This is a genomic window from Nocardia asteroides (assembly GCF_900637185.1).
Taxonomy (GTDB): domain Bacteria; phylum Actinomycetota; class Actinomycetes; order Mycobacteriales; family Mycobacteriaceae; genus Nocardia; species Nocardia asteroides.
On record NZ_LR134352.1, the window covers coordinates 5860546 to 5884408 of the forward strand.

General features: G+C 65.1%; 29 protein-coding genes. 21 read left to right on the forward strand and 8 right to left on the reverse strand.

Annotated elements, in window-relative coordinates; genetic code table 11:
* Positions 1 to 98: 98 nt before the first annotated feature.
* Genes EL493_RS27315 through EL493_RS27335 form a run of 6 tightly spaced genes read left to right on the forward strand, consistent with a single transcriptional unit; the run spans position 99 to position 3828 of the window.
* Entirely contained in the window at positions 99 to 446 is a 348-nt protein-coding gene (locus EL493_RS27315; protein WP_143104432.1) for a hypothetical protein, read from the forward strand.
* Between the two features lies 1 nt (position 447).
* Positions 448 to 627: a hypothetical protein gene (locus EL493_RS27320; protein ID WP_126405905.1), complete on the forward strand. Its 180-nt coding sequence runs from the start codon at positions 448 to 450 to the stop codon at positions 625 to 627.
* On the forward strand, positions 624 to 794 hold the full coding sequence (locus tag EL493_RS32535; RefSeq protein WP_155982475.1) for a hypothetical protein: 171 nt from the start codon (positions 624 to 626) through the stop codon (positions 792 to 794). The genes EL493_RS27320 and EL493_RS32535 overlap by 4 nt, the downstream gene beginning before the upstream one ends.
* Positions 795 to 796: 2 nt before the next feature.
* Complete coding sequence (locus EL493_RS27325) at positions 797 to 1699, forward strand: hypothetical protein (protein WP_022565534.1); 903 nt, start codon at positions 797 to 799, stop codon at positions 1697 to 1699.
* Positions 1696 to 2283, forward strand: coding sequence for a hypothetical protein (locus tag EL493_RS27330; protein WP_022565533.1), 588 nt, complete (start codon positions 1696 to 1698; stop codon positions 2281 to 2283). The genes EL493_RS27325 and EL493_RS27330 overlap by 4 nt, the downstream gene beginning before the upstream one ends.
* Positions 2284 to 2334: 51 nt before the next feature.
* Positions 2335 to 3828, forward strand: a complete 1494-nt coding sequence (locus EL493_RS27335; RefSeq protein WP_022565532.1) for an outer membrane protein assembly factor BamB family protein — start codon at positions 2335 to 2337, stop codon at positions 3826 to 3828.
* Positions 3829 to 4228: 400 nt separating this feature from the next.
* Here EL493_RS27335 and EL493_RS27340 read toward each other — a convergent pair whose 3' ends face one another.
* The 3 genes from EL493_RS27340 to EL493_RS27350 are packed head-to-tail and all read right to left on the reverse strand — an operon-like array spanning position 4229 to position 6081.
* Complete coding sequence (locus EL493_RS27340; protein ID WP_022565531.1) at positions 4229 to 5119, reverse strand: alpha/beta fold hydrolase; 891 nt, start codon at positions 5117 to 5119, stop codon at positions 4229 to 4231.
* 8 nt (positions 5120 to 5127) lie between these two features.
* Positions 5128 to 5568 carry a DUF6653 family protein gene (locus EL493_RS33785; protein WP_074965610.1) on the reverse strand — a complete coding sequence of 147 codons (441 nt, stop codon included), beginning with the start codon at positions 5566 to 5568 and terminating at the stop codon, positions 5128 to 5130.
* A 45-nt stretch (positions 5569 to 5613) separates the two neighbouring features.
* Positions 5614 to 6081, reverse strand: a complete 468-nt coding sequence (locus tag EL493_RS27350; protein ID WP_030203321.1) for a GbsR/MarR family transcriptional regulator — start codon at positions 6079 to 6081, stop codon at positions 5614 to 5616.
* Between the two features lie 73 nt (positions 6082 to 6154).
* On the opposite strand from EL493_RS27350, the gene EL493_RS32810 reads away from it, so the two are divergent.
* Genes EL493_RS32810 through EL493_RS27360 form a run of 3 tightly spaced genes read left to right on the forward strand, consistent with a single transcriptional unit; the run spans position 6155 to position 7918 of the window.
* A complete protein-coding gene (locus tag EL493_RS32810) occupies positions 6155 to 6610 on the forward strand; it encodes an ATP-binding cassette domain-containing protein (RefSeq protein WP_022565529.1) in 456 nt (151 codons plus the stop codon).
* Positions 6535 to 7071: an AAA family ATPase gene (locus tag EL493_RS32815; RefSeq protein ID WP_369495967.1), complete on the forward strand. Its 537-nt coding sequence runs from the start codon at positions 6535 to 6537 to the stop codon at positions 7069 to 7071. Before EL493_RS32810 ends, EL493_RS32815 begins: the two co-directional genes overlap by 76 nt.
* 10 nt (positions 7072 to 7081) lie before the next feature.
* Positions 7082 to 7918 (forward strand): ABC transporter permease subunit, encoded by an 837-nt coding sequence (locus EL493_RS27360; protein ID WP_019048368.1) that lies wholly within the window; start codon positions 7082 to 7084, stop codon positions 7916 to 7918.
* A gap of 394 nt (positions 7919 to 8312) precedes the next feature.
* On the opposite strand, the gene EL493_RS27365 is transcribed toward EL493_RS27360, so the two are convergent.
* Entirely contained in the window at positions 8313 to 8960 is a 648-nt protein-coding gene (locus EL493_RS27365; protein WP_162178096.1) for an NAD(P)-binding protein, read from the reverse strand.
* A 231-nt stretch (positions 8961 to 9191) separates the two neighbouring features.
* On the opposite strand from EL493_RS27365, the gene EL493_RS33970 reads away from it, so the two are divergent.
* The 3 genes from EL493_RS33970 (at position 9192) to EL493_RS27375 (ending at position 11171) form a co-directional block, all read left to right on the forward strand.
* Positions 9192 to 9920, forward strand: coding sequence for a potassium transporter TrkG (locus EL493_RS33970; RefSeq protein ID WP_324615690.1), 729 nt, complete (start codon positions 9192 to 9194; stop codon positions 9918 to 9920).
* Complete coding sequence (locus EL493_RS33975; protein WP_324615689.1) at positions 9917 to 10507, forward strand: potassium transporter TrkG; 591 nt, start codon at positions 9917 to 9919, stop codon at positions 10505 to 10507. Before EL493_RS33970 ends, EL493_RS33975 begins: the two co-directional genes overlap by 4 nt.
* A gap of 61 nt (positions 10508 to 10568) precedes the next feature.
* Positions 10569 to 11171, forward strand: a complete 603-nt coding sequence (locus EL493_RS27375; RefSeq protein WP_019048371.1) for a potassium channel family protein — start codon at positions 10569 to 10571, stop codon at positions 11169 to 11171.
* Between the two features lie 11 nt (positions 11172 to 11182).
* Here EL493_RS27375 and EL493_RS27380 read toward each other — a convergent pair whose 3' ends face one another.
* Entirely contained in the window at positions 11183 to 12064 is an 882-nt protein-coding gene (locus tag EL493_RS27380; protein WP_019048372.1) for an alpha/beta hydrolase family protein, read from the reverse strand.
* A 124-nt stretch (positions 12065 to 12188) separates the two neighbouring features.
* The gene (locus tag EL493_RS27385) at positions 12189 to 14270 is read right to left on the reverse strand and encodes an acyltransferase family protein (RefSeq protein WP_019048373.1); all 2082 of its coding nucleotides are present in this window, start codon (positions 14268 to 14270) and stop codon (positions 12189 to 12191) included.
* Positions 14271 to 14440: 170 nt separating this feature from the next.
* Between EL493_RS27385 and EL493_RS27390 the strand changes: the two genes are divergently transcribed.
* From EL493_RS27390 to EL493_RS27410, 5 genes are all read left to right on the forward strand, one after another.
* On the forward strand, positions 14441 to 15595 hold the full coding sequence (locus tag EL493_RS27390) for a DUF418 domain-containing protein (protein WP_030203330.1): 1155 nt from the start codon (positions 14441 to 14443) through the stop codon (positions 15593 to 15595).
* 207 nt (positions 15596 to 15802) lie between these two features.
* On the forward strand, positions 15803 to 17110 hold the full coding sequence (gene nhaA, locus EL493_RS27395; protein ID WP_019048375.1) for a Na+/H+ antiporter NhaA: 1308 nt from the start codon (positions 15803 to 15805) through the stop codon (positions 17108 to 17110).
* Between the two features lie 52 nt (positions 17111 to 17162).
* On the forward strand, positions 17163 to 17714 hold the full coding sequence (locus tag EL493_RS27400; protein WP_022565522.1) for a TerD family protein: 552 nt from the start codon (positions 17163 to 17165) through the stop codon (positions 17712 to 17714).
* Positions 17714 to 19054, forward strand: a complete 1341-nt coding sequence (locus EL493_RS27405; RefSeq protein WP_019048377.1) for a glycosyltransferase family 87 protein — start codon at positions 17714 to 17716, stop codon at positions 19052 to 19054. Before EL493_RS27400 ends, EL493_RS27405 begins: the two co-directional genes overlap by 1 nt.
* A 55-nt stretch (positions 19055 to 19109) precedes the next feature.
* Positions 19110 to 19808, forward strand: coding sequence for a hypothetical protein (locus EL493_RS27410; protein ID WP_022565521.1), 699 nt, complete (start codon positions 19110 to 19112; stop codon positions 19806 to 19808).
* Between the two features lie 17 nt (positions 19809 to 19825).
* On the opposite strand, the gene EL493_RS27415 is transcribed toward EL493_RS27410, so the two are convergent.
* Positions 19826 to 20302: a nitroreductase family deazaflavin-dependent oxidoreductase gene (locus EL493_RS27415; RefSeq protein WP_019048379.1), complete on the reverse strand. Its 477-nt coding sequence runs from the start codon at positions 20300 to 20302 to the stop codon at positions 19826 to 19828.
* 34 nt (positions 20303 to 20336) lie between these two features.
* On the reverse strand, positions 20337 to 21101 hold the full coding sequence (locus EL493_RS27420; RefSeq protein WP_019048380.1) for an amino acid ABC transporter ATP-binding protein: 765 nt from the start codon (positions 21099 to 21101) through the stop codon (positions 20337 to 20339).
* A gap of 594 nt (positions 21102 to 21695) precedes the next feature.
* Here EL493_RS27420 and EL493_RS27425 point away from each other — a divergent pair.
* From EL493_RS27425 to EL493_RS27435, 4 genes are read left to right on the forward strand one after another with little or no spacing between them, the layout of a single operon-like run.
* Positions 21696 to 22406 (forward strand): response regulator transcription factor, encoded by a 711-nt coding sequence (locus tag EL493_RS27425; RefSeq protein ID WP_019048381.1) that lies wholly within the window; start codon positions 21696 to 21698, stop codon positions 22404 to 22406.
* A complete protein-coding gene (locus tag EL493_RS32540) occupies positions 22393 to 22839 on the forward strand; it encodes a hypothetical protein (protein WP_022565520.1) in 447 nt (148 codons plus the stop codon). Before EL493_RS27425 ends, EL493_RS32540 begins: the two co-directional genes overlap by 14 nt.
* A gap of 4 nt (positions 22840 to 22843) precedes the next feature.
* Positions 22844 to 23476, forward strand: coding sequence for a histidine kinase dimerization/phospho-acceptor domain-containing protein (locus tag EL493_RS27430; protein ID WP_022565519.1), 633 nt, complete (start codon positions 22844 to 22846; stop codon positions 23474 to 23476).
* Positions 23473 to 23778, forward strand: coding sequence for a sensor histidine kinase (locus EL493_RS27435; protein WP_022565518.1), 306 nt, complete (start codon positions 23473 to 23475; stop codon positions 23776 to 23778). The genes EL493_RS27430 and EL493_RS27435 overlap by 4 nt, the downstream gene beginning before the upstream one ends.
* Positions 23779 to 23863: the final 85 nt, after the last annotated feature.

The following is a 23863-nucleotide window of genomic DNA, read 5'->3' on the forward strand; positions in this document are numbered from 1 at the left end:
CAGTAGCGACTCGACAGGCTCACGCCTATTCCGGACACGCTCGGCCGTCCCGGCGGGAGATTTCGGTAAACGCGGTCCCGGACCGACGGACGATGCTGATGGTCCTTCTCGAAACGGAGACTTGGGAGCAATTCAGTGCAGTCTCCAGCAGCATGAACTGCGGCAGTTGGCACGAGGTTAGCGGACATGTCATGGACTACGGTGGGCGACCGGTCTCACTGACCGGCAATCGGCGGTATCTGCGTTCGATTACGGTGCAGCCCACGTGGGCAGCGGTCGTTCATACCGATCAGATCGCGGATGAAATCCTGTGGTGTTCGGATATCATCCGCGAGCAGCGACCAAAATTTTCGCCGCGCGGTGACTATTCCAGATATTCGGACGAGGATCTCGAATACGGCCTGGACCGTCACAGGATTCGACTACTGAATGAACGGGTGGGGTGACATGAGTGACCAGTTGAGACATTCGGCCGAGGCGATGGTCTACGCCGTCAAGATGTGGCGCGCAGGCGCGGAAGACCTTCGCGCCGCAAGCGCGATGGTCAACAAGCTCGAATTGATCCAAACATCAGGCGGGCCAGTTCAGGGGTGTCTGCCGCTACCGGACCGTTCGATGAGGCGTTGAGCAAGTACAAGCCTGCCTCAGCCTATTTCCGGGACCGCGCAAACGAAGGTGCTGCGGTTTTCGATGAGATCGCCAGCGTGCTCGAGGAGGCACTCACGCAGTATGCCGCGAGCGATGAGACATTCGCAGCCGAAGTGCGCCGCCTTCAAGGCCAGACAGGAGGCTGACAATGACCGAGCTGACGAAGCAACTGAATGACCAGATCACCGCGATCAGAACGAACATCGACGACATCGGCAACTTGCCGAACAAAGTGGACGAATTCTGTGGAGCTCTTGCACTTTCGATGCGTTCCAACTATGCGAGCGTCACCGGAATCTTCAGCGCCTATGGCACAGAAAAGGCCATCAGCGACATGTACGAGGATCGGGACAACGTAAACGCGGCAATCCGGGAGGCCTGGACGAAACTAGACGCGACGGATCCAGATCTGGAAGTTCCGGTTCAGCTACTTACCATCTCAGATGAGTGGCGAAATTTCAAAGGGCTCGTGCAGGCCGCTAGGGCAGACTTCGACAACACGGACCTCAGCCAGAATTGGGCCGGCGACGCTGCAGCCGCTTATGTCGGCATCCGAAACAGGCAGAAACTCGCCCTGGAATCCGTTCCGCTGGCATGCGAGCAGATAGCGACCAGCCTGGGAAATCTGGCATCGTCCGAGTTGACATTGTATGTCGAGCTCGCCCAAAAGTCACGGGAAATGGTGACCGAAGTTACCGCACTGGTCGGGGACCTGACCTCCTCCACGGTAAAAATCGTCATCAATCCGTGGGACATCGCCGAGTATGTCGACAGCATGGCCAACCTCGTTGTGACGATGGAGAACCTCAAGACTTTGATCATGGGCGTCGTCTCCGCTATGGCAACGAGCTCGGCCGCCAAGATCGCCGAGAACAACATGATCGGTCAAAGTTACTCGATTATCGATGGTCTACACAACAACAAATGGCCGACAGCAGTTTCTGCCGCACACACGGGCGGTCTGCGTGACGTTATCGGCGACGCGACGACGAGCGATGGGGATAAATCAGATTGGGAACCAGGAACTACGGTCGTGGTAGCAACATCATGAAGCTGATCAGCATGGCCATCCTCGCAGCATGTCTCACCGCGGCAGGCTGCACATCGGAGAACCGTCCTGTCACGGTCGAGGCGACGACCACGGTTGCTCCGCCGTTCAAGCCGAGTTCAATCACCCACGGTCAGATGTGTGACGCAGTACTCCAGTTCTTCGGCCGGGAACTCAAGGTCTATGAGGCGGGGGTGTACCCACTCGATAATCGGGACGGCACCATGGATATAGGTGGCCACTGCCCCGTCCGACAAGGCAGTATCCAGATCGGTTACTGGCAAACGCGGTCTGACTCTTCCCCTGATCCCGCGGAGGGTGTCAAGAGATTCGATGAAACCCTCGATGTCTCGGGCCGCACTGTGTTCGTGGACGACCAGAGGTCGGACTCTACTGATGGCCTGTCCGGCGTAACTCTGGCGACAAGAGTTGGTGAATTCAACACCCAATTCAAGATATGGCAGGCTTATGACGGCCATAAGACGCGCACAGAGGACGGTCCACTCAGCATTTCGAATAGCCAAGTGGAAGCCGCCGCGCGCTTTATCGTCGAGGTTACCGGCCACCTGGATGCCGGACAGTGGTGAGGGAATGCCACGAGATATTCGCAACCCAGTGACAGGAAACGGCGGGCAAGCATGATCGCCGCAAAGGCCTCTGCAATCGAGGTTCTCGGCGCGGGCGACCACAAAGGCGCATCTCGGACCAGCTCGACAACGCCGCACGGGGCACGGCAGGACGGCGCAGAGGGGCCTTTGCGTAGATCGGCCGCCGCCGCGGTTGTTGTCGCGGTCTTGGGCGCCTCCGCATGCGCGTGCAGCACGGAGCAGCAGGGGTACCCCTCCCCCGTCCCCACATCATCGTCAACGCCCACGACGACCACCACGACCGTGAACCGGCCTGCCGCGTGGTCGATTGAATTCGATGTCGGCGCAGCGGAGGTCGCTGTGGTGGGAGACGTGGTCATCACCCCGGGCAAGACCTCGTTCGTCGCGGTGGACCGCGCCTCCGGCCACGAGCGGTGGCGCCGAGATCAGAAGATCACGGGCGGAGGGGGATTCGAATATCGGATCAGCGGCGAGCTGGTGGTGCTGTCCGAGCGTCGCACCGCATCCAGTGACCCGACCCTGTTCGAAGTGATCGAAGCTGCCACCGGCCGCACTCGGTGGCAGGCCAGCACGAATTACCTGAATGTCTATGGTGACGCGGTGTACCAGACCCACTGCACGGCAATGGGTACGCCCGACGTGCGCTGCACCACGATGCGACACGACATCGACGACGGCATGGCGACGTGGCCGCGCCCCGCCAGCGGCACCCTCGGCGACGACGCGATCGGAAACTGGCACCAGCAGGCTCCACCGGAGTCGGAATATCTTCCTATTTGGGTGGGGCCATCGATGGCCGGTCCCAAGGAACGGCCATGGGCCGCGGTAGCCACCACCACAGGCAACGTCCTCCCCGGACGCGGCGCCAATCACGCCTGGTACACCTTCAGCGTTGGTGAACTGCTCGTCAACACCGACCACGACAGGAACGAGTACCTCTGCGAAATCGCCCTGGAGGCGATCAACGGCTCGACCGGAACGCGGCAGTGGTCGGCATCTGTACACGGTGGCCGACGCAAGGAGAACGACGAGTGCCAAAAGAGGCTGAGCGGGTCGGAGCTCGGCCAGATGATCGGCAACGGCTCGAGGATAGCGGCCGTCACCGCTGACGGAACTCCCCAACTGTTCGATCTGGCAACGGGTTCCACGATCTGGGCGGCCACCGATCGCGGCACTCCGCTAGACGGTGACGAACGATCTCTGCTGGTCAGCGAATTCGCTGACCAGGGCACCTTGTCAATACTGGATCTCGAGACTGGGCAGAAGAAGTGGTCGGTACCCGATCCGGGCTTCGATCCCTACCCGAGCCAACGTGCGACGTTTCTGGTCGGTGATCGAGTTATCGTGAGCGGCCGAATTCGGATCGGCGAGTTCTCCGGCCGACCGACCACGATCATCTACGACCGCGAAACGGGACGGGAAATCGATCAGTATGTCGGTTGGGCCCAGGGTGCGGGTGCTGACTGGCTGGCACTGCTGGTGAGTGCGGACAGCGGGTCCGACGAACTCCAGTTCCATCGCTGATCAACGGAGGAAATAGCCGGGACGGATCGGGGTGACTCTGCGATCTGTCCGACCAGACATCGAGCTGGCCGGCAGCAGCTCCAGCAACTCCCGCTGCGCGTCGGCCAGCACACCCGCCAACGTTTGCACGGCCGACCTAAGAGTCGGCCAGGCGATCGTGCGCCAGCACCCTCAGCCTGCGTAGTGCACCGTTCCAATCGGGCTCGCCTTGCCAGTTCACCAGCAGAACAAGCAGACCCGGACAGCGCGTCGGGGATCTCGACGACATACCGGCGACTCAGCGCCTCTCACACCTTGTCGATGCTCGACGGAGGCCGATCCGGCCGGGCACCGCCTCGTGGTTCGACGTCGGTTCGCGAGCGCCGAGGTCGCCGTCACACAACCTGCCATGAAGTGTCGCTCAGCGGCCTGCATCCGGCTCGCCGCCCAAGCGAGTGACGATTTCGGCCACCATCGCGACAATCTTGTCCGGCTGTTCGTCGAGACCGAGGTGACCACAGTGGGCCACGCTGCGCAGTTCTGTGTCCAGACGGCGGCGGACGGCGGGACCGATTCGGCGTGGGGGGAGGAACGTGTCGTCTCGGCCTGCAGCGACCAGACAGGGTGCACCCTCCCGGGCCGCGTTCAGCGTTGCCGCTGAAAGCGGCATCGGCGCCAGACTGCTGTGGCAGTGGCGGGCTACCAGCGTCATCCAGTCGCTGAGCTCCGCATTCACTCCGTGTTCTGGTGCCAGCATGTGTCTGAGGAGCCGGTTCGTGCGAGTAGTGGTCGGGCGGGCGAGCCACGGGATCGTGGCGGCCAGGATCGAGGGCCCAACGGCAAGCCGCACCAGACCCGCGGGTGAAATGAGGACCCGGCCGGCGATCTGCGGCGACGGACAGGCCAGGGCAATGGCACCACCGAGGGAATGGCCTACGACGACGGCGGGTCCGGTAGTCGTGTTCTCGAGCGCTTCGGTCAGCCATTGTCCGTACCACGCCATTCGATTCCGGCGAGGACGGCGAGTGGCGCTGAGTCCTGGCTGTCCTGGAACATCGAGGATGAGCGTGGGCCATCGACGAGCCAGCTTCTCGGCAAAGGGCAGCGACACCGCGCCGTTCATGTTGGTGCCGGGCACCAACACAACCGTCGGCGCCATAGCCTGATCCAGTCCGGCGGCGACGACACTGGTGACACCCGCGGCGGTCATCGCATCCCATCGTCGATGCTCGACATCCCAGTCATCGACGCGGTTCCTGCACCAGTCCTGGATCAGGCGTTGCGCCTTCGCGCTTTTGTAGACAGAGGCCACGTCGACGCCTACGCTCTTTCGGCTTGGTGTGTGTCGTAGTAGCCGGCCATGAGCTCCCAGTATCCGAGCAACAACAGCATCGCCGCGCCGGTTCCGGCAGCAGCGGGCATCGGCCGCCGGTGCCACGCCCCGAGCAGTCCGATCAACACCGCCCCTGTGGCTGCTGCGTCAACCGCCACGGCCACGTCCCTGGGATGGCCGGTGAGCCATAGTTCCTCTCCGAGAATCGCTTTCGTCGCCCACACTGGAGGACCTTTCGGTTCCGGGAAGATCACCGTGTTCACCGCGAACCATACGCCCACAGCGGCCGCGTGCGACCCTTTTCGCGTCCACGCCGGAACCAGCAGTACAGGCGTTGTCGCCCACCGAGACCACGCGCTCCACGGGTGGGAATGCCGAGCGAAAACCGCGTGCCGAACACGCGCGAGTACTCCTCGCGACCTCGCCATCGGCGCCTCCTGTCAGCCCTGCCGATCGTTGCTACCGAAACAGCCTCAGGTTCGATCCTCGGCCCGCTCGCGCCATCGCTCGATGAGAGCGGGCATCTCCTGCTCCATATAGCCGTAGAAGTCCTGCATCTCATGGAGGCGTTCGGCGGTGACCGAGTCCCCCGACAGCGCGTCGAGCCCCTCCTGCGCGGCGTCCTTCATGATCTTCAGCATCACGTTCTGCTGCGAGAACAGTTGCGCCCAAACGCCTTTCGGAAACCGGTAGTGCTCGCGCCGACTGCCCGGCGCGGGTACCCGTTCGACCATCCCGGACTGGGCCAGCTGCTTGATCGCCGTCGACACCGCGCCGGTACTGATCGAGAGCCGCTCACACAGATCCGCGGCGGTCATCGTCTCCTGCTCGGTGTAGAGCAGAGCCGTCATCACCCGAGCCGTCGTCTTCTGCATGCCCCCCTGGGCCATGGTCAAGGCCAGTCGCTCGGCGGCATCGCGAAGTCGCTGATCAGAATCCATGCCCACATAGTACAGACAACTTCCAACATTCTGAATCTTCACACATCTCTGAAACCTTGATACGGTTCGAGGCATGAACAACGCCATCGAAATCCGGGAACTCACCAAGGCATACGGCGCCCGGAGAGGGCTCACCGGCCTGAACCTCGACGTCCGAACCGGTGAGGTGTTCGGTTACCTCGGCCCCAACGGAGCGGGCAAGTCCACCACGATCCGGCTGCTCCTCGACCTGATCCGGCCCACCACCGGAACGGCGACGGTCCTCGGGCTCGACCCCCGAACCGACGGGGTCGCCATGCGGCGGCGCATCGGTTATCTGGCCGGCGATTTCGTCGTCGACGGGCGGCAGAAGTCCGTGAATGCCTACGCTTCCTGGCCGACCTGCGCGGCGGCGTCCCGCAACCGCGCATCGATGAGCTTTCCGACCGCCTCGGACTCGACCCCACCGCCACGATCAAAAGCCTCTCCAAAGGCAACCGCCAGAAGGTCGGCCTGGTCCAGGCCTTCATGCACACCCCCGAACTGCTGATCCTGGACGAACCGACCTCGGGCCTGGACCCCCTCGTCCAGCAGACCTTCCTCGACCTGGTCGCCGAAGCCGCCGACAACGGCCAGACGGTGTTCATGTCCAGCCACATCATGGACGAGGTCGAAGCGGTCGCCGACCGCGTGGGCATTCTGCGCGACGGGGCGCTGGTCGCCCTCGACACCGTCGCCGACCTGCGCGCCGCCGCGATCCGCCACATCGAGATCGCGTTTGCTCATCCCGTCACCATCGAGGAGTTCCGCTCGGTACCCGGCCTGGTCGACCCGCAGCTGGACGCCACCGGATCGATTCTGCGAGCCGGACTGACGGGATCACCCGATGCCGTGGTGAAAGCCGCTGCCCGCCACACCGTCTCGTCGTTGACCACCAGCGAACCGCACCTCGACGAGATCTTCCACAGCCACTACGCCGCCGCCGAAGCCGCACCCCAGCCCGCGGCCTGAGAGGAAACACATGTCTGTCACCGTCGCGATCGGGCCCATGATCGAGCCCGCCGTCGCCACCGCCCGCACCGTCGTCTTCACCAAAACCCTGCGCGACTCCCGCCGCAGCCTGCTCGGCTGGGCCACGGGCATCACCGTCGCCGCAGCGGCCTACGCCAGCTTCTATCCGCAGATGGCGGCCAACGGCGCCGCCCAAGCCGAAAGCCTGCCCGAAGGGCTGCGCGAGGCGCTGAACATGAACGACATCAGCTCCGCCGCCGGGTACCTCGGGTCCACGGTGTTCGGGCTGATCGTGCCCCTGCTCGCGATGTTCTTCGGTGCCGCCGTCGGCGCCAGAGTCTCGGCCGCCGACGAGGAATCCGGCACTCTGGATCTGATGCTCGCCCACCCGATCACGCGCACCGCGCTCATCACGCAGCGCTTCGCCGCCCTGGTCACCGCCGCGACCGGAATCGGAGTTCTGGTGTGGCTGGCAATGCTCGCCATACGCGGCCCTGCCGAACTCACCTCGGTCGGTGTCGGCCAGTTCGCCGCGCAATGCACACACCTTGTTCTGCTCATCGTCTGCTTCGGCGCGCTCGCCACCGCGATCGGCGCTGTCACCGGCCACCGGGGCACCGTGTTCGCGATCACCGCGGTAGTCGGTGTCACAGCGTGGGCCGCACACTCTTTCGCCGACATGATCGGCCTCGGCTGGGCTGCCTATTTGTCCCCGTTCCACTACTACATCGACAGCGAACCGCTTCGAAACGGCATCGACATCAGCGACATCACTGTGCTGATGACCGCGTCCCTCATTCTGGTCGCCATCGGGCTCTACCGGTTCAACCAACGAGACCTCGGCTGATCCAGAGCCACGCACCGAGGGCCCGCCGCCTTTACCGCTACGGGCCTCCGGTGCGTCGGTAGCCGCGCCCGTGCCGAGGCAATCGGGGGCCCCACCGTCATGGATACGATCCCGTGGCCGCACTCGGCTCTTGACAGATTTTGCCAGCGAGCGGCCGCATTCTTGACGGAATCCATACGGCGCGTGCCGACAACTCCGCGACCGACACCGCTAGGCTGGCCCACCGTGATTTCTCCACCAGCGTCGAGAACCCCGCAGTCGCGCACTCGGGCGCGAGTCGATGGTTCGCTGTCAGCTGGACCCAGAACGGGCGACTCCCTAGCCTGCTCGGCGCCGTGCGCTCACAACAGGCGCCGGGCACCGACAACGCGCGGTCGACAACGCTGGGCAATTCTCAGCCCTCAGCGTGTCCCTGCCCCCACGAGAGGCTGAGCACCATCAATCGATCTGAAGAGCGCACCTCCTCTTGGACTTCCGCATCGCGCCAGAACATCCGGCCGTCGCGTCGAGCAGCGAGAACCAGCGGAGGGCAGCTCGACAGCGTGCGTCCGGATTCATCGGCACGTGGACATCGGTCCGCGATAACGACCTCGGGCCGACTCCACAAGAACCTCGCTACCCGCCCCGGCAACCATGGCTGGACGCGGGCGCGGCCGAGCAAGCGCCCACACAGCCGACTCGCGATCACCACTTGGTCGGCGCCCAAGTACTGGGCGAGCTGCTCCCAAGCCGGGTCATCGACAGCGGTACACACCGTCGTGACGTGGTTCAAGCCCCGCACGATCGAGGTGACGCGGACCGCGACCTCGTCGTCGCCCACTGCCACCACCACACTGTCCGCGGTTTCGACGCCGACTCGCTCGAGCAGATCAATATCGAGTCCGTCGCCGATCACCGCGGACAAGCCCTCGACTCCAGCCAATCGGACGCGTTCGGCTGATCTGTCGATCACGGTGAGTCGGAGGGTTTCGTCGGTTGCGAGCAGCTCGGCCGCGCTGCGGCCCATTGCTCCATATCCGATGACGACAACGTGTGTGCTCAATGGCCGGCTCCTGATCGTGGTCGTGACACAAGCGATCACTCGCCGACCAGGCTTCCCGGCACTCCGGTCTTCAACGCTAACAGCATCAGCCGGTGATCGCGAGCACAGCGAGATCAGTGGGCGCGCCTTGCCGACAGTCAGGCCAATGCGATGGTGAAGCGCTCTCGCACCGAAGCCAGGGAGATAGTCCGACGGCTCCTGCCGAGTCCGCACCATCCGGCTCGGTTGGTCGTGTTCGGCTTCGGTGCCGCGACGCTGGTCGGGACGTTGCTGTTGATGCTGCCCGTGGCCGCCGAATCCAGAACCGTGACCGCGCCCATCACCGCGTTGTTCACCGCGGTCTCGGCTGTCTGCGTCACCGGGCTAGTCGTGGTCGACACCGAAAGCCACTGGTCGTTGTTCGGGGAGCTGGTCATTCTCGGCCTGATCCAGATCGGCGGCCTCGGCATCATGACCCTGGCCTCGCTGCTCGGTTTGTTGGTCGCCCGGCGGATGGGCCTGCGGATGCAGTTAATCGCCGCGTCCGAGACCAAGACCCTACGGTTGGGCGAGAGCCGGCGCGTCGTCATCGGCGTCATCCGGATGAGCCTGGCGGTCGAGGCCGTTGTCGCGGTGGTGCTGAGTTTCCGGTTCATCTTCGGCTACGACCAGAACGGCTGGCGTGGCGTCTACCTCGGCGTATTTCATGCCATCTCGGCGTACAACAATGCCGGATTCGGGCTGTATCAGGACAGCCTGATGGGGTTCGCGACCGATCCGTGGATCATCGTCCCGATCACCGTCGCGCTGGTCATCGGCGGGCTCGGTTTCCCGGTCGTGTTCGAGGTCACCCGCTCGCTACGGCGTCGCGCCCGCGGCCGTGGTCGCGATCTTCGATGGTCCCTGCACACGCGGATCACCCTGATCACTTACTTTGCGCTCGCCCTCGTCGCTGTCGTCGCCGTGATCGCGTTCGAGTGACCAACCCGGGGACGCTGGGCCCGCTCGGCGTCCTGCAGAAACTGCTCGTCGGCGGTTTCCACGGGTTCAGCCCCCGCACCGCCGGGTTCAATTCCGTCGATGTCGGCGCTATGCATTCCTCCACCCTGCTGGTCAACGACGTGTTGATGTTCATCGGTGGCGGCAGCGCCGGCACGGCGGGTGGCATCAAGGTCACCACCTTCGCGCTGCTGGCGTTCGTGATCGTCGCCGAGGTCCGTGGCGAGCCGACTGTCCACATCATGGATCGCCGCCTCGCCGCGCCGGTGCAGCGGCAAGCGATCACCGTCGCCCTGCTCGGGGTGGGCGCCGTCGTCATCGGCACCCTCACCCTGCTGACGATCACCGGTATGGACCTCGACGTGGTCTTGTTCGAAGTGGTCTCCGCATTCGGCACCGTCGGGCTCTCGACCGGTATCACCGCCGATATCCCCGGCTCCGGTCAGCTGGTGCTCATCGCCTTGATGTTTCTCGGCCGACTCGGCCCCATCACCCTGGCCACCGCGCTCGCGCTCCGTGATCGCGGCCGCCGATACGAACTACCGGAGGAGCGCCCCATTGTTGGGTAGAACACCACGCAAACACGGCACCCGCGTCGTCGTCATCGGCCTGGGCCGGTTCGGCAGTGCCTTGGCGCGTGAACTCGTGACGCACGGATCAGAAGTCCTGGCCATCGATTCCAATCCCCATCTGGTGCAGCAGTATTCCGATGAGCTGACCCATGTGGCGGTCGCGGACACGACCGACATGGACGCGCTCGAACAACTCGGCGTGCCCGACTTCCCGCACGCGGTGGTCAGTATCGGTTCCAATATGGAGGCCAGCGTCCTGACCACCTCGCTGCTGTCGGACTGCCGGATCCCCAAGATCTGGGCCAAAGCGACCAGCCGCCAGCACGGCCAGATTCTCGAACGTGTCGGCGCCCACCATGTCGTGCTCCCCGAACACGACATGGGCGAACGCGTCGCGCACCTGGTCACCGGGCGGATGATCGACTACATCGAGTTCGACACCGACTACGCGATGGCCAAGACCACCGCACCCCGCTCCGCTGTCGGTAAACCCCTCACCGACAGTGGGCTTCGCCAGCATTTCGACATCACCGTCGTCGCCATCAAACATCGCGGCAGCGAATTCACCTACGCCACTGCCGATTCCGTCGTCACGGAGGGCGATCAGCTCATCGTGTCGGGCCGCATCGAAGAGGTGGAGCGCTTCGCCGACATGACCTGACCCTGCCTCCGTCATCCCGCAGCGGTCGCGTGCCCGATGATGCTGCGGCGGGCGGCATTCCAGGCTGTCGTGGTGGCATCGGCGAACTCGGCGTGCCCGACGGCAGGCAGAATCTGCAGGTCCGCCTCGATGTCGGTGCGCCGTAGCGCGTCGACGTAACGGCGACTCTGGACCGGTGCGACCACGCGATCGAGATCACCGTGCAAGGCGGTGACGCGCAGGCCCGGGGCGGGAAGTTGGTGAATCGGGGAAGCCACATGGTATCGGCCGGGCACCTCGGCGGGGGTGCCGCCGAGCAACTTCGGCACGAATGCATCACGGCCCTCGGTGACAGCCAGTTCCAGGTCGAGCACAGCCGCCATCAGAGTCAGGCTGCGGATCCTCAGGCGAGGATCGTTGTTCGCCTGGCGCCCGGCCACCCAGGCGGCCAGCTGACCACCTGCCGAATGACCGGCGATGTGCACGCGCTGCAAGTCGAGCAGGTGACCCACACTCGGCGCGACCGTCTCGGCCAGCGCCTCGACCGCCGCGGCGACGTCGGTGAGCGTCGTCGGCCAGCCCCCCTCGCCGCCGACCCGGCGGTATTCGATGTTCCACACCGCGACGCCGTCGGCCGCCAAGGCGCGCGCATGCGCGTCGAACTGGCCGAGGCCTCGGTTCTGCGCCCATCCGCCGCCGTGGATCAACACCACCACCGGCAGGCGGGTGTGCGAGGTGGGCGGCAGGTACAGGTCGCCGAAAGTGTCGGCAGCGGCCGCGTAGGCAATCCGCACCGGAGTTCGCGGCACCGCCCCAGTCTCAGCAGCGACCACCGTCTCGGCGGGAGCCGACAACTCAGCGGCGCGAACACCCAACCCGATCGTGCAGACGGCCAGCACCGCGGCCACGATCATCCGGCGGTTCCCGGTACGTGCCACCTGGTGGTCTCCTTCCATACCCGGCCCGAGCCGCACCGTACCGTCTCCCCAGTGACTCACGGCGACCGAGCCGCCGCCGGACACTCGTGTCGGCCGGGTCTCACCACCAGCCCAGGATCGGCTGCAGCTCCCGGCCCAGCGCTCCCGACAACGACCGCGAGTAGCTGGCAGTGAGGTGGTGTTCGTCGTGGTAGATCAAGATGTTGCCCTCGGCCACCGAGCAGAGGGTCGGTTCGCAGACCGCGTCGCTCAGGTCGATGGGGAACACGCTGGGGAAGGCGGAGCTCGGAGCGAGGGCGGGGTTGACCGGGGCGAGGGCCTCCTCGCGGCGCATGCCGCAGGTGACGCGGTCGCCGCCTGCCGCCAGGCAGTCGGTGGCTTTGTAGCGCACGGCGCCGCGGCGGAGCCAGGGCGTATCGCGGACCGCGACCACGTTGAGTCCACGATCGGACAGTGCCGACCACACGGCGAGGTAGTCGTCGGGGGTTTCGTCGCCGCCCTCGTCGCGGGGTCGGGTGCCGGTGGTGAACACCCAGTCGGGCCGGTCGACGCCGAGGCGGTCGATCACCTCGGCGGACCAGTCCCGGCAGTCCGGATTCGGCTCACCCCTGTACAGGGCGTCGGCGTCCATCGTGAGCGGGCAGCCCATCTTCAGATACACCTGAACACGGAACGCGTGCTCCTCGGCGAGGACCTGCAGAGCCGGGAGCCAGTGCTCGGCATGGGAACTACCGACCAGCGCGAGGGTGCGTTCGGCCTCGAGATCGCCGTAGGCGCAGGTGATGACCTCGCGGGTGTCCCAGTCCGCGATACAACCGTCTCCAGTGGGTGGCGGAGCATCGGCGGACGCATCGAACACCGACGGTCTGAGCGGCTCCGGCGGTGTCGGCGCCCCTGAAGCCAAGGCCTCGGCGCCCGGGTACTTCTCCGAGTCCAGGACACCGGCGACCGACGCCGAACTCATGCGCATCGCGCTCTGCCAGCCGACCGCGATCACCATCGTGGCCGCGAGCAGCAGCCCCACCACCGCCCAGACCGTGCGGGTTCCCTTGTCGCCGCGATCTTTTCGATCGGCGTCCGCGCCGCGTCGCAGCGGTAGTTCGACCCAGCGGCGGGTCAGCCAGGCGAGCAGGAGCGAGATCCCGATCACCGCACTGCCCTCGGCGAGATCCGCGTGCGGGCTGCCGCTTTCGGCGAGGAAGAAGATCAAGATCGGCCAGTGCCACAGGTACAGGGGATATGCGTGGTCGCCGAGCCACCGCATGACCGGATGCGCCAGGATCCGGTTCGGCCACGGCCGGTCACCGGGCGGCAGATGGGCGGCCGACAGGATCACCGCCGCGGCGGCGGCGACCGGCAGCAACGCGGCCGGACCGGGAAAGCGATTGGCGCCGTCGACGATCAGCCAGCCGCACAGCACCACCCCCGCGAGACCGGCCCCGGCCAGCACGCCGCGGATCCGGCGCGCCGGCACGACATACGGCGCGACGACCGCGAGTCCGGCCCCGGCCAGCAGCTCCCAGCCCCGGGCGAACGTGTCGTAGTAGTTCCAGCCCTGGTGCGTCGCGGTGCCGGACGTGGCGTAGCCGAACGAGGCGAGTCCGGCCGCGACCACCACCGCGCCGAGCACGAGGCGGATACGGTCCGGCTTCACGCACCACCGGGCGATCACCGCGACAGCGAGCAGGGCGGCGACGTAGAACTGGCCCTGCACCGACATCGACCACAGGTGCTGCAGCGGGCTGACCGATGGATCGGCGGCGAGATAGTCCGACCACGTCCACGCCAGCTGCCAGTTCTGGAAATACAGCGTCGACGCCAACACCTGGGCGGTCGTGGCCGACCACTGCGTGTACGGCTGCCACGCGATCGTGGCCGCCACGACCGCGGCGAGCACCACCGCCATCGCCGGTACCAGCCGTCGGGCGGTTCGCCGCACCACCGCCCATGCCCACGGCGAGTCCACGCGTTCGGCCCGCCGCAGCACCAAGCCCGTGAAGAAGAAGCCCGACAGCACCAGAAACACATCCACGCCGCCGGAGACCCTGCCGAACCACACATGGAAGACGACCACCAGCGCGATCGCCAGACCACGCAAGCCATCCAGGTCATCGCGGTACACCGACGCGGTCGAGCGGCTCTCGGCGCTGGTGCGCACCGCCCCGACCTTGACACCGGTCATCGCCGCCGACCCCGCGGTGGCGAGATCGACTCCGCATCGACGGGATCGAAGTCCGGAGTGAGCGAGCCCGAGTTTCGGGAACCGGGAGATGACCAGGACATGACTAGTCTCCTACCATGCCCCGATCCGCCGGGTCCATTACGACCAGTCGGCCGGTCCGCGCTCCGGGAATGAGTAAGGTTGCAGCGCAAAGGGTTTGCTGTCTGCCAGCGAACAGATCACGCGGGCGAGGGCAAGGGTTGGTATCGGTCGGTAGGCGTAGGTTCGGTCTCGATGTGGCCCGTGGCGTCGCCGTACTCGGGATGTTCACCGTGCACCTGGGCCCCGATGACGACGGCAGCGGCCTCGATGTCGCGGTCGATGTCGCCCATGGACGTTCCTCGGCGTTGTTCGCGGTGTTGGTGGGTGTCACGCTCATCGCGGTCGTCGACCGGCATCGAGCCGAGCCGGGAACGCCGGCCGGCGCGGCGTGGATCGCGGTGCTGGTCCGTGCCGGGATCTTGGTCGCGCTCGGCACCATATTGACCGCGGCGGGCGCCCCGGTGGAGGTGATCCTCGCCTACTACGGCGTTTACTTGCTGATGGTGCTGCCGATGTGTGGGTTCTCAGCCCGTCGCCTGGCATGGATCGCGGCGGCGTGGGCGTTGATCGGCCCGCAGGTACTGTTCGTCGTCCGGCCCCTCGTCGAAGGGGTGGCTCCGGATTCTGTCGACCCGTTCGTGACCGGAACCTACCCGGCACTGTCCTGGATCCCGCTGGTCCTCGCCGGGATGGCGATCGGTCGCACCGAGTTCGCCGACTGGTTGTCACGAGGGGCGGCGGCCGCGGCCGGTGTGGCATTGGCGGTGATCGGCTACGGGGGTTCGTGGGTCGCGCTCCGTCGATTTCCCGGCGTGGACCCGGCCCTGCGCGACTCCTCTCTGTGGTGGGCCAATCCGGATGGCTACTTCGACCATGCGCACTGGTCGTGGCTGCTCGTCGCCGCACCGCATACCCAGACCACGCTGTCGGTGATCGGAAACTCCGGCGTCGCGCTGGTACTGATCGTGGCGGTGTCTGCGGTAACCGATCGCTGTCGCGCCTTGCGCCGTCCGGTGCTTCCGCTGGCGGCCGTGGGTTCCATGTCGTTGACGGTCTATCTCGCGCACATCGTCGGGATCTGGGTCTTGGACGCGAACGGGGCGCCCGTCCAGTCCTGGTCGGCGGTGGCGGGATTCATCGTGATCGTCGTCGCCGCGGCGACGGCATGGTCTCGCTGGGTCGGTCGCGGCCCGGTCGAGGCGATTTTTCACCGCTGTAGCGCGGCGGTGCAACGACTCGGGTGAGCGTGATCCGAACGCCTCGGTTTGCGGTGACGGTGGCCTTTACGGCATCTTTACGGATAGGTGCGCCGGGAAGTCTGGTCGGCAACCCGGCTCGAGCTCGGTCGAGACGGGTTCGATCGGTGACGGGACCCAGCACTTGCCACTTCTTTCGCATTCTGATCACATCAATATTCAGATCCCCGTCGATGCGCGGGTGTTCCTGCAGTGATGGCCGAACCGAAGACCCGGTACAAGGTCCTCACCCGCGGTAGCTGGCCGGAATCGCGGCGCATCGCCTCGGTGCTGCGCCGCGAGACCGTCGGTGGAATGCTCTTGATCGGCGCTGCCCTCTTGGCTCTGATCTGGGCGAACACCCCATGGGCCGACGCCTACAGCGCATTGCGTGACTTTCATATCGGCCCGTCCTCACTGCACCTGAATCTGTCGCTGAGCGCATGGGCCGCCGACGGGCTGCTCGCGATCTTCTTCTTCGTCGTCGGCCTCGAACTCAAACGCGAGTTCGTCGCCGGTGATCTGCGCGATCCACGCCGCGCGGCATTGCCGGTGGTGGCCGCGGTCGGCGGCATGGCGGTACCGGCGATCATCTACGTCCTGGTCAACCGCGGCGGACCCGACGGCGTCCTCGACGGCTGGGCGATTCCCACCGCGACCGACATCGCCTTCGCGCTCGCCGTGCTCGCCGTGATCAACACCCATCTGCCCACGGCACTGCGCACCTTCCTGCTCACCCTCGCCGTTGTGGACGACCTGCTGGCGGTCACGGTGATCGCCGTCTTCTACACCAGCAAGCTGGATCTGCCCTATCTCGCGCTGGCGCTCGTTCCGATCGCGCTGTTCGCCCTCGCGGTGCAGCGCCGCATCAGCTCGCCCTGGTTACTCGTGCCGCTGGCTCTGATCGCCTGGTGGCTCGTGCACCTGTCCGGTGTCCACGCCACCGTCGCCGGTGTACTGCTCGGCTTCACCGTCCCGGTGCTGGTGCGCAAAGGTGAAGACGCCGAGCACGGGCCCGCGGAACGCTTCGAACATCGCATCCGCCCGCTCTCGGCCGGATTCGCGGTACCGGTCTTCGCGTTCTTCGCCGCCGGCGTCACCGTCGGCGGACTCGGCGGGCTCACCGATTCGCTGGCCGACCGAGTCACCATCGGCATTGTCGTCGGCTTGGTCGCAGGCAAGTTGATCGGCATCACCGCCACGACCTACCTCACCGCGAAACTTACCCGCGCCGAGCTCGACGCGGAACTGTCCTGGATCGATGTCGCCGGAGTGGCGTTGCTCGGAGGTATCGGTTTCACCGTTTCGCTGCTCGTCGGCGAGCTCGCCTTCGCCGGTGATCCGACCTATGGCGACCATGTCCGCATCGGCGTGCTGTTCGGGACGGTCACTGCCGCGATCCTGGCGACCATCGTGCTGCGAGCCCGCAACCGCGTCTACCGGACCCTCGCCGAGATCGAAGCCCGCGACGACGACGGCGACGGCATTCCCGATGTCTACCAACCCCCATCACCGTCGAGTTGACACCTTGGCCCCGCCAGCACGAATCTACCGATCGCTCGATGAGGAGCACCACATGACCGGAGCAGTCCCCAACACCAGCCGCAATGCCCTCCGGCACATCACTATGGGCTTGGGGTGGGACCCTGTCCGTGCTGCGAGCCGGTTCGGCCGGCACAGCAAAGACGTCGACCTCAACGCCGCAGCGCTGGCGTTCGTCGGCAATCGCTTCTCCGATGCCGCCTTCCACGAGCGACTGACTTCTCGTGATGGGGCGATGCGTCATCTCGGCGACAGCGTGACCGGGGACGGTGATGGTGACAACGAGGTCATCGTCGTCGACTTGACCCGGCTCGCCCCCGACGTCACCACCATCGTGTTCATCGTGACCTGCTACTCCGGGCAGGGATTCGACCAGGTCGAGAACGGCTTCTGCCGTGTCACCGATAATGTCACCGGCACCGAGCTCGCGCGCATCGACCTCGCGAGTGCACGCTCCTACACCGGCCTCGTGCTCGGCAAACTCCATCGCCCCCAAGGCGATTGGGGTTTCACCTGGATCGGGGAGCCGATCTGGGCTCAGCACGTGGTCAATGCGATTCCCCAGCTGACCGGTCACCTCGCCTGATGCGGGGTAAGGTCCTCGATCTCGTAGATCCCGCCCCGGGGCAGCTGGTGCGGCTGGTGATGTGGCCGTTGGCGCTCGTTGTCGCGGCCGACATGGTCTTCCAGAAGGCTCTGCCCGGCCATCACACCAACGACTTCAAACCTGTCTACACCGCGCTCGATGCGTTCCTGCGCCACGAGCCGGTCTACACCGCGAACCTGTCCTCGGTCGACCCGCACTACCTCTACCCACCCGGTGGCACCCTGCTGCTCGCCCCGATCGGACTGTTCGACGAGGCGACCGGGCGCATCGTGTTCCTGGTTGTCAATCTCTTGGCGGCGGTCCTGGCCGTCCATCTGCTCTTGCGGATGTTCGGCTATTCGTTGCGATCTCCGCTCGCGCCGGTCGCCTACTTCGCGTTGTTCCTCTCCGAAGCTCTGGTCAACACGCTGACTTTCGGCAATGTCAACGGGATCTTCTTCCTCGCCGAGGTCGGGTTCCTGACCCTGCTCCTGCAACGACGTGACGTTACCGCCGGTGTGGTTCTAGGTTTGACGATCGCGATCAAACCGATCCTCGCTCCCCTGCTGCTGCTGGCTGTGGTGCGCCGCCAATGGTCCACCGTCGTGATCGCCGGCGTGCTGCCGATCGCCGCCACCGCCCTCGCGTGGCCGCTGGCCGTCGATCCCGGCCGCTACTTCGTGCACAACCTGCCCTACAGCCTGCAGGTCCGTGACTACTACAATTCCTCGATCTCGGGCTTCGCCACCTACTACGACATACCGCCGATGGCGACGTTGCTGGTACGGGGGCTCGTGGGTGTCACCGTCGCGATCAGTCTGTGGCTGCTGTGGCACTACTACCGGAATCAAGAACTGTTCTTCGTCGCTACCGCATCCGGTGTACTGCTCACAGCCGAGTTCGCGCTGAGTTCACTCGGCCAGCAGTACTACTCGATGTTTCTGATTCCGTTCCTGTTCACCGTTGTCATGAAAAGCTCACTGCTACGGAACTGGCCGGCATGGCTGGCGATCTTCGCGTTCACCACCTATGAGACGTGGTTGTTGTTCCGGTGGCCCGCCTTCGGCCGTAACCTCGAATACTCCCGCGCCACTTTCGGCTGGACTTTGCTGCTGATCATCGTGTGCTGTGTGTTGGTCGACCGGTATCTAGCGGCACGACGCGAACATCGTCTGACCTCGGGAATCGACCCGACCCATCCGGCTCCCGACTTTCCCACTCCGGACCGGCACCCGATCGACCGGCACCCAGAGCTCCCTCCGCGACGACCGTCGACTCCGCCCGATCAAAGTCCGGGGATCGTCGCCGCAGAGGCGATCGCGTACACCGATACGGACTGACCTGCCGATCTCAGCCGAGGCAGCATTCGCTCACCCAACGCGGAAGGTGACCACGATGCACAGAAAATCGATCCGGCCTTCGCTCGAGTCCACCTATGTGTCGATGGCGATCATCAGCGCCGCTCTGCTGGCCGCCGTCTCGTGCACGAACGCCGAAACCGTGGTCGAGCAGCCACGTTTCGATCATGTCCCGAGCAGTTGTGCGGTCGCTCTGAACCCCGCTCGCTCCGACATCGATCAGTTCGCCGGCGGTTTGAGAGAAGACCGCGATCGGGTCAGCACCGATCCCGATCCGGACTTGTACGAGGAGTCGATCGGCGTGCGGTGCGCCGCGATCTTCACCGGTTCCGGCGCGTGGGCTCCGCTCGATGATGCGTCGCTGCGCCCGACCAGCCGCCATCTGTTCGTCTCGTTCGCCGTCATCCTCGCCGCGGACACCATTGCCGATCCCGTGGAATACACCCGAAACCTCTTCGACCGGCGACGACCACACGGTGCGGTGCAGCGCAAGGGTATCGGAGACTCCGCCTACGCCCTGACGACAAGCTCTCGATATCCCGGTGGGGTCACCGGGACGGTCGCGGGGTCGGTCGAGATACGTTTCCGGACGAGCAATCTCATCGTCAAGGTCGATGCGGGTGGTATCACCATCCACGACAACCACGAACCCGCACAACTGCTGGCCGATCTCGCGCGCGACGCTGAGGCGATCGCCACCACGCTGGCGACAAACGTCGACACCGTCATGACCTGAGGAATCCCCGAACCTCCCTACTGGTCCACGACGTCGATACACAGGCTCAGCATCGGAAGCGTTGCGACCGGCGCCCCTGTCGCCCGTTCGATCGTCGCACGCAGCTTCGCCCATGCCTTGGGGTGGGCACGGGCGTAGCGGTCCAAGGTCGTCGCGGAGTCCTTTTCAGTCATCGGCGTCGCGGTCGCCGACACGTCACGTCGGCGACCGATCCATAGCCCGATCTTCGGATCGGCCAACACATTTCGATACCACTGGGCCGAGGTTCCGAAACCGGAAACGACCACGAAGCAGTCGCTCGCGGGGTGGTCCACCACTTCGAGCACCACGTACCGTGCGACGCCGGAACGCCGGCCCGTGTGCCGAACCATCAGAAGCCGCTGCCCCAGCAGAAAGCCGAGGCCGGCCCGGTACAGCCAGATGGGTGCACGAACCAGCCATCGAGTACGTAGCGCTCGCGCGCCGAGTTTCGTCCCCAGAGCCGATCTGCTCATCACGTCCTCACTGATCGAATCTCACCGACAACGCTCACTTTCCATCGATGATCGCATCCAGCACCTGCCTGGTCCGCGTGCTGACGGGATCGGTGAGGATCTTCTCGGGCGGACCCGAATCGATGACACGACCGCCGTCGAACACCAACACCCGGTCCGATATCTTGCGGGCGAAGTTCATGTCGTGTGTGGCACAGAGGAAGGTGATATCGGTGTCTGCAGCGATATCGGTGAGAAGATGCAGTACACCGGTGACCTGTTCTGGGTCCAGTGCCGAAGTCACATCGTCGAGCAGGAGAACCTTCGGTTCCATAGCCAACGCTCGGGCGATGGCCACCCGTTGCTGCTGTTCGGCGGACAATTGCGATCGCGAGGCTTCGGCCCTGTCTGCCAGTCCGACCAACTCGAGCAGTCGATTAGCCTGCTGGTAGGCCAGGTCTTTCGGGATGCCGAGGCTACGTACCGGGCCGAGGGTGATGTTGCGCAACACCGACATGCTGGGAAACAGGCCGGATCGTCGGAACACCACGCTGACGAGTCGGCGTCGCTCACGCAGGTGCGCTTCCCCAGCCGGTACCAGCGCATCGCCATCGTACTCGTGGCTGAGGAAGTCACCCGCCAGTTCAATCGTTCCGCGGTCGGGCTGCTCGCAGGTCGTCAACAACCGAAGTGCGGTCGTTTTGCCTGAGCCCGATGGTCCGATCAGTGTGACGAACTCACCCGGCGCGACTGCGAAGTCGAGGTGATCCAGGCACACGGTCCTACCGAAGCGCTTCTCGACATCGGTGAACCGAATCATCGGTTCAGGTTCTTGCGACACACTTCTCCAGTATTCGAATCAGCACCGCGCACGAGCTCAGCGCAAGCAACCACAGTCCAACTGCGAGCCGTTCCCCGAGACCCTCCCCCGCCGACGTCGCAGCCCACTACCTTCCTCACTCGAGACGATGTCCAAGATGACCACCAGCAGCGGGGGCTTCCCTGACCATCGCGAGGGTGTCGATGTCCAGCGCCGGAACGACACGCGGCACGGTCGTTCCTGGTCGGTTACCGACCGAGTCCGAACAGATTTACGGGCTGACATTGTGATCAACCGAGCGACTGTTTTGCGATCACGTGACAATCGAACGATCCGAGACCAGTGCATTGTGCAGGGCACGGGAGACACGCGAACGTCACACCCGCCGCCTGCGCCAGGGATCACCTCCGTCGGCCATCCTCGGTTTGCCATCGGTACCCCCCTTGCGGCATCTTTGCGGTAGGTGCGCCGGGAAGTCTGGTCGGCAACCCCGGCTCGATTCCCTCGAGCCGGGGATTTCGCTGACGACCGATACAACCTTTGATGCTCGACGATCCTCGATCGCTGGACGCATCGATCTCAGGAGGATCCCCGATGACCATGCACCTGCTGATCGTCGAGGACGACACCCGAGTCCGCACCTCACTGCGGCTGGCGATGGAAGACGAAGGCTATTCCGTCGATGAAGCCGAAGGCACCGAAGCGGCCCTCGATGCCGTGCGCACGCACGGCATCCCCGACGTGATGCTGGTCGATCTGATGCTGGGCGGGCTGGACGGATACACCTGCATCCGCGAGATCCGCCGCGACCACGACGTACCGATCATCGTGGTCAGCGCGCGCGACGACACGCACGACGTGGTCGCTGCATTGGAATCCGGTGCCGATGATTTCGTCACCAAACCGTTCGAAGTCAAGGAGCTCACCGCGCGGATCCGTGCACTGCGCAGGCGAGCGAGAGCCACCGTGGTCGAGCGCGAAGTCACCGAACTCGTCCTCGACCCATCGCCGGAGCATCGACTGGTGCTCTGCCCGGAACGAGGATCGCTTCGGCTCTCGGGTGAGGACGTCCACCTCACCCTCACCGAGTTCCGTCTGCTCTGTGAACTCGCCCAGAACGACAGTCTGGTCCTGACCAGACAAATGCTGCTCGACAAGATCTGGGACCGCGGCTTCTTCGGCGACGAACGCATCGTCGACGTTCACGTCCGACGGCTACGAACAAAAGTCGAACGAGACCCGGCCGATCCGAGACTGATCGTGACTGTGCGCGGCCTGGGCTATCGACTCGATGTCCAATCCTGACCAGGTTCGGCTTCGGCTGTCGGCGCGGCTTCGGGGGCTGCGGGGGCGGGTCATGGTCGCCTTCATCACCAGCGCGAGCCTGGTCACGCTCGTGCTCGTCGTCTCGGTCTACACGATCAGCGCCGACTACATGCAGTCGCAGCGCGAACGTACCGTGGACCGCGCTGTCGGAGTACACGCCGAGCTGCTGCGGTGGCGACTCGACGACCCGAACGTCACCGGCGAGCAGGCCCTGGCGGGATTGAATCTGTCGACCGGAGCCATAGCGATGTTGCGGTGGGATTCGCGATGGTCGATCGTCGACGCCGATGGTGGCTCCCCTGGCAACACCGCCGGTGTCCGACGCGGACCAGAGCACCAGCGCTACGGTCCGTGTCGCAGTCGGCCGCCAGCCCTACCTTCGGGCATCAGCGGCCGTCAACGGCCGCGGTGATGCGGTGCTCTACGAGTTCGCTCCCCTGCTCGAGCTCGAGTCGACCTTGCAGATGCTGCGCACCATTCTCTTGGCCTGCACGGCGGTTGCTCGCGGCTTCGGCGCTGCGCTGGGCGGCTGGGCCGCACAATACGCGCTGAGCCCACTCCGCCAGGTGGCAAGGACCGCCTCGCGGATCGCATCCGGAGACCAGGAGCTTCGTCTCGCGCCGTCCGACGACCGGGATCTGTCGACGACCGTCGACTCGTTCAATGCCATGGTCGATTCGCTACAACGCCGGATCGAGCGTGAACGCCGCCTCGGGTCAGACCTGAGCCACGAACTCCGAACCCCTCTGACGACGCTCACGACTGCTGCCACCGTGCTGGCTGGGCATCGCGACGAGCTCTCAGAACGTCCCGGGACCGCGCTGGATCTGCTCATCGAGGAAACCACCTACCTGCGAGGACTCCTCGACGACATTCTCGCGCTGGCCCGGGCAGAGGCCGGAATTCACCGATCCGATCTGGCGCCTCTGTCGGTGGCCAGGCTGCTGACCCAGATCATGTCGATCCACGCCGACGCACCCGCGGTCCTTCGAATACACGATCCAGGGCTGGTTCTCGGTCGACGTCTCGGCTCGAGCGCGCGATCGTGAACCTCGTTGTCAACGCCAACCGCCATGGCGCCGGCGTCACCAGCGTGACCGTCGACCGGGAACTCGCCGACATCCTGGTCACCATCGACGACGCAGGTCCAGGTGTTCCCGCTGCCGACCGCGAGCGGATCTTCGACCGGTTCGTCACCGCGTCGCGCAGTACCGCAGGGACCGGGATCGGGCTGGCCTTGGTGGCGGAAACCGTCGCCGGACATCGCGGGCACATCCGCTGTCACGAACGACCCGGCGGTGGCGCGCGTTTCGTGATGACGTTGCCAGCGCTCCACCACGTTTCGTCATGAGATCGCAAAGTAGCCGATCGAATGGCTGCAACGAGACACTGTCACCCTCTGTGCGTGTCGCATGCCCAGCACCGCAGAGCGCGCC

Coding starts and splice junctions, on each gene's coding strand:
- EL493_RS27410 (WP_022565521.1), top strand. CDS start 19,110: ATGCACAGAAAATCGATCCGGCCTTCGCTCGAGTCCACCTATGTGTCG.
- EL493_RS27360 (WP_019048368.1), top strand. CDS start 7,082: ATGTCTGTCACCGTCGCGATCGGGCCCATGATCGAGCCCGCCGTCGCC.
- EL493_RS27385 (WP_019048373.1), bottom strand. CDS start 14,270: ATGACCGGTGTCAAGGTCGGGGCGGTGCGCACCAGCGCCGAGAGCCGC.
- EL493_RS27325 (WP_022565534.1), top strand. CDS start 797: ATGACCGAGCTGACGAAGCAACTGAATGACCAGATCACCGCGATCAGA.
- EL493_RS32810 (WP_022565529.1), top strand. CDS start 6,155: ATGAACAACGCCATCGAAATCCGGGAACTCACCAAGGCATACGGCGCC.
- EL493_RS27405 (WP_019048377.1), top strand. CDS start 17,714: ATGCGGGGTAAGGTCCTCGATCTCGTAGATCCCGCCCCGGGGCAGCTG.
- EL493_RS27420 (WP_019048380.1), bottom strand. CDS start 21,101: ATGATTCGGTTCACCGATGTCGAGAAGCGCTTCGGTAGGACCGTGTGC.
- EL493_RS27315 (WP_143104432.1), top strand. CDS start 99: ATGGTCCTTCTCGAAACGGAGACTTGGGAGCAATTCAGTGCAGTCTCC.
- EL493_RS27330 (WP_022565533.1), top strand. CDS start 1,696: ATGAAGCTGATCAGCATGGCCATCCTCGCAGCATGTCTCACCGCGGCA.
- EL493_RS33785 (WP_074965610.1), bottom strand. CDS start 5,568: ATGGCGAGGTCGCGAGGAGTACTCGCGCGTGTTCGGCACGCGGTTTTC.
- EL493_RS27400 (WP_022565522.1), top strand. CDS start 17,163: ATGACCGGAGCAGTCCCCAACACCAGCCGCAATGCCCTCCGGCACATC.
- EL493_RS27380 (WP_019048372.1), bottom strand. CDS start 12,064: ATGATCGTGGCCGCGGTGCTGGCCGTCTGCACGATCGGGTTGGGTGTT.
- nhaA (WP_019048375.1), top strand. CDS start 15,803: ATGGCCGAACCGAAGACCCGGTACAAGGTCCTCACCCGCGGTAGCTGG.
- EL493_RS27415 (WP_019048379.1), bottom strand. CDS start 20,302: ATGAGCAGATCGGCTCTGGGGACGAAACTCGGCGCGCGAGCGCTACGT.
- EL493_RS27320 (WP_126405905.1), top strand. CDS start 448: ATGAGTGACCAGTTGAGACATTCGGCCGAGGCGATGGTCTACGCCGTC.
- EL493_RS27335 (WP_022565532.1), top strand. CDS start 2,335: ATGATCGCCGCAAAGGCCTCTGCAATCGAGGTTCTCGGCGCGGGCGAC.
- EL493_RS27350 (WP_030203321.1), bottom strand. CDS start 6,081: ATGGATTCTGATCAGCGACTTCGCGATGCCGCCGAGCGACTGGCCTTG.
- EL493_RS27390 (WP_030203330.1), top strand. CDS start 14,441: ATGAGTAAGGTTGCAGCGCAAAGGGTTTGCTGTCTGCCAGCGAACAGA.
- EL493_RS32540 (WP_022565520.1), top strand. CDS start 22,393: ATGTCCAATCCTGACCAGGTTCGGCTTCGGCTGTCGGCGCGGCTTCGG.
- EL493_RS27425 (WP_019048381.1), top strand. CDS start 21,696: ATGACCATGCACCTGCTGATCGTCGAGGACGACACCCGAGTCCGCACC.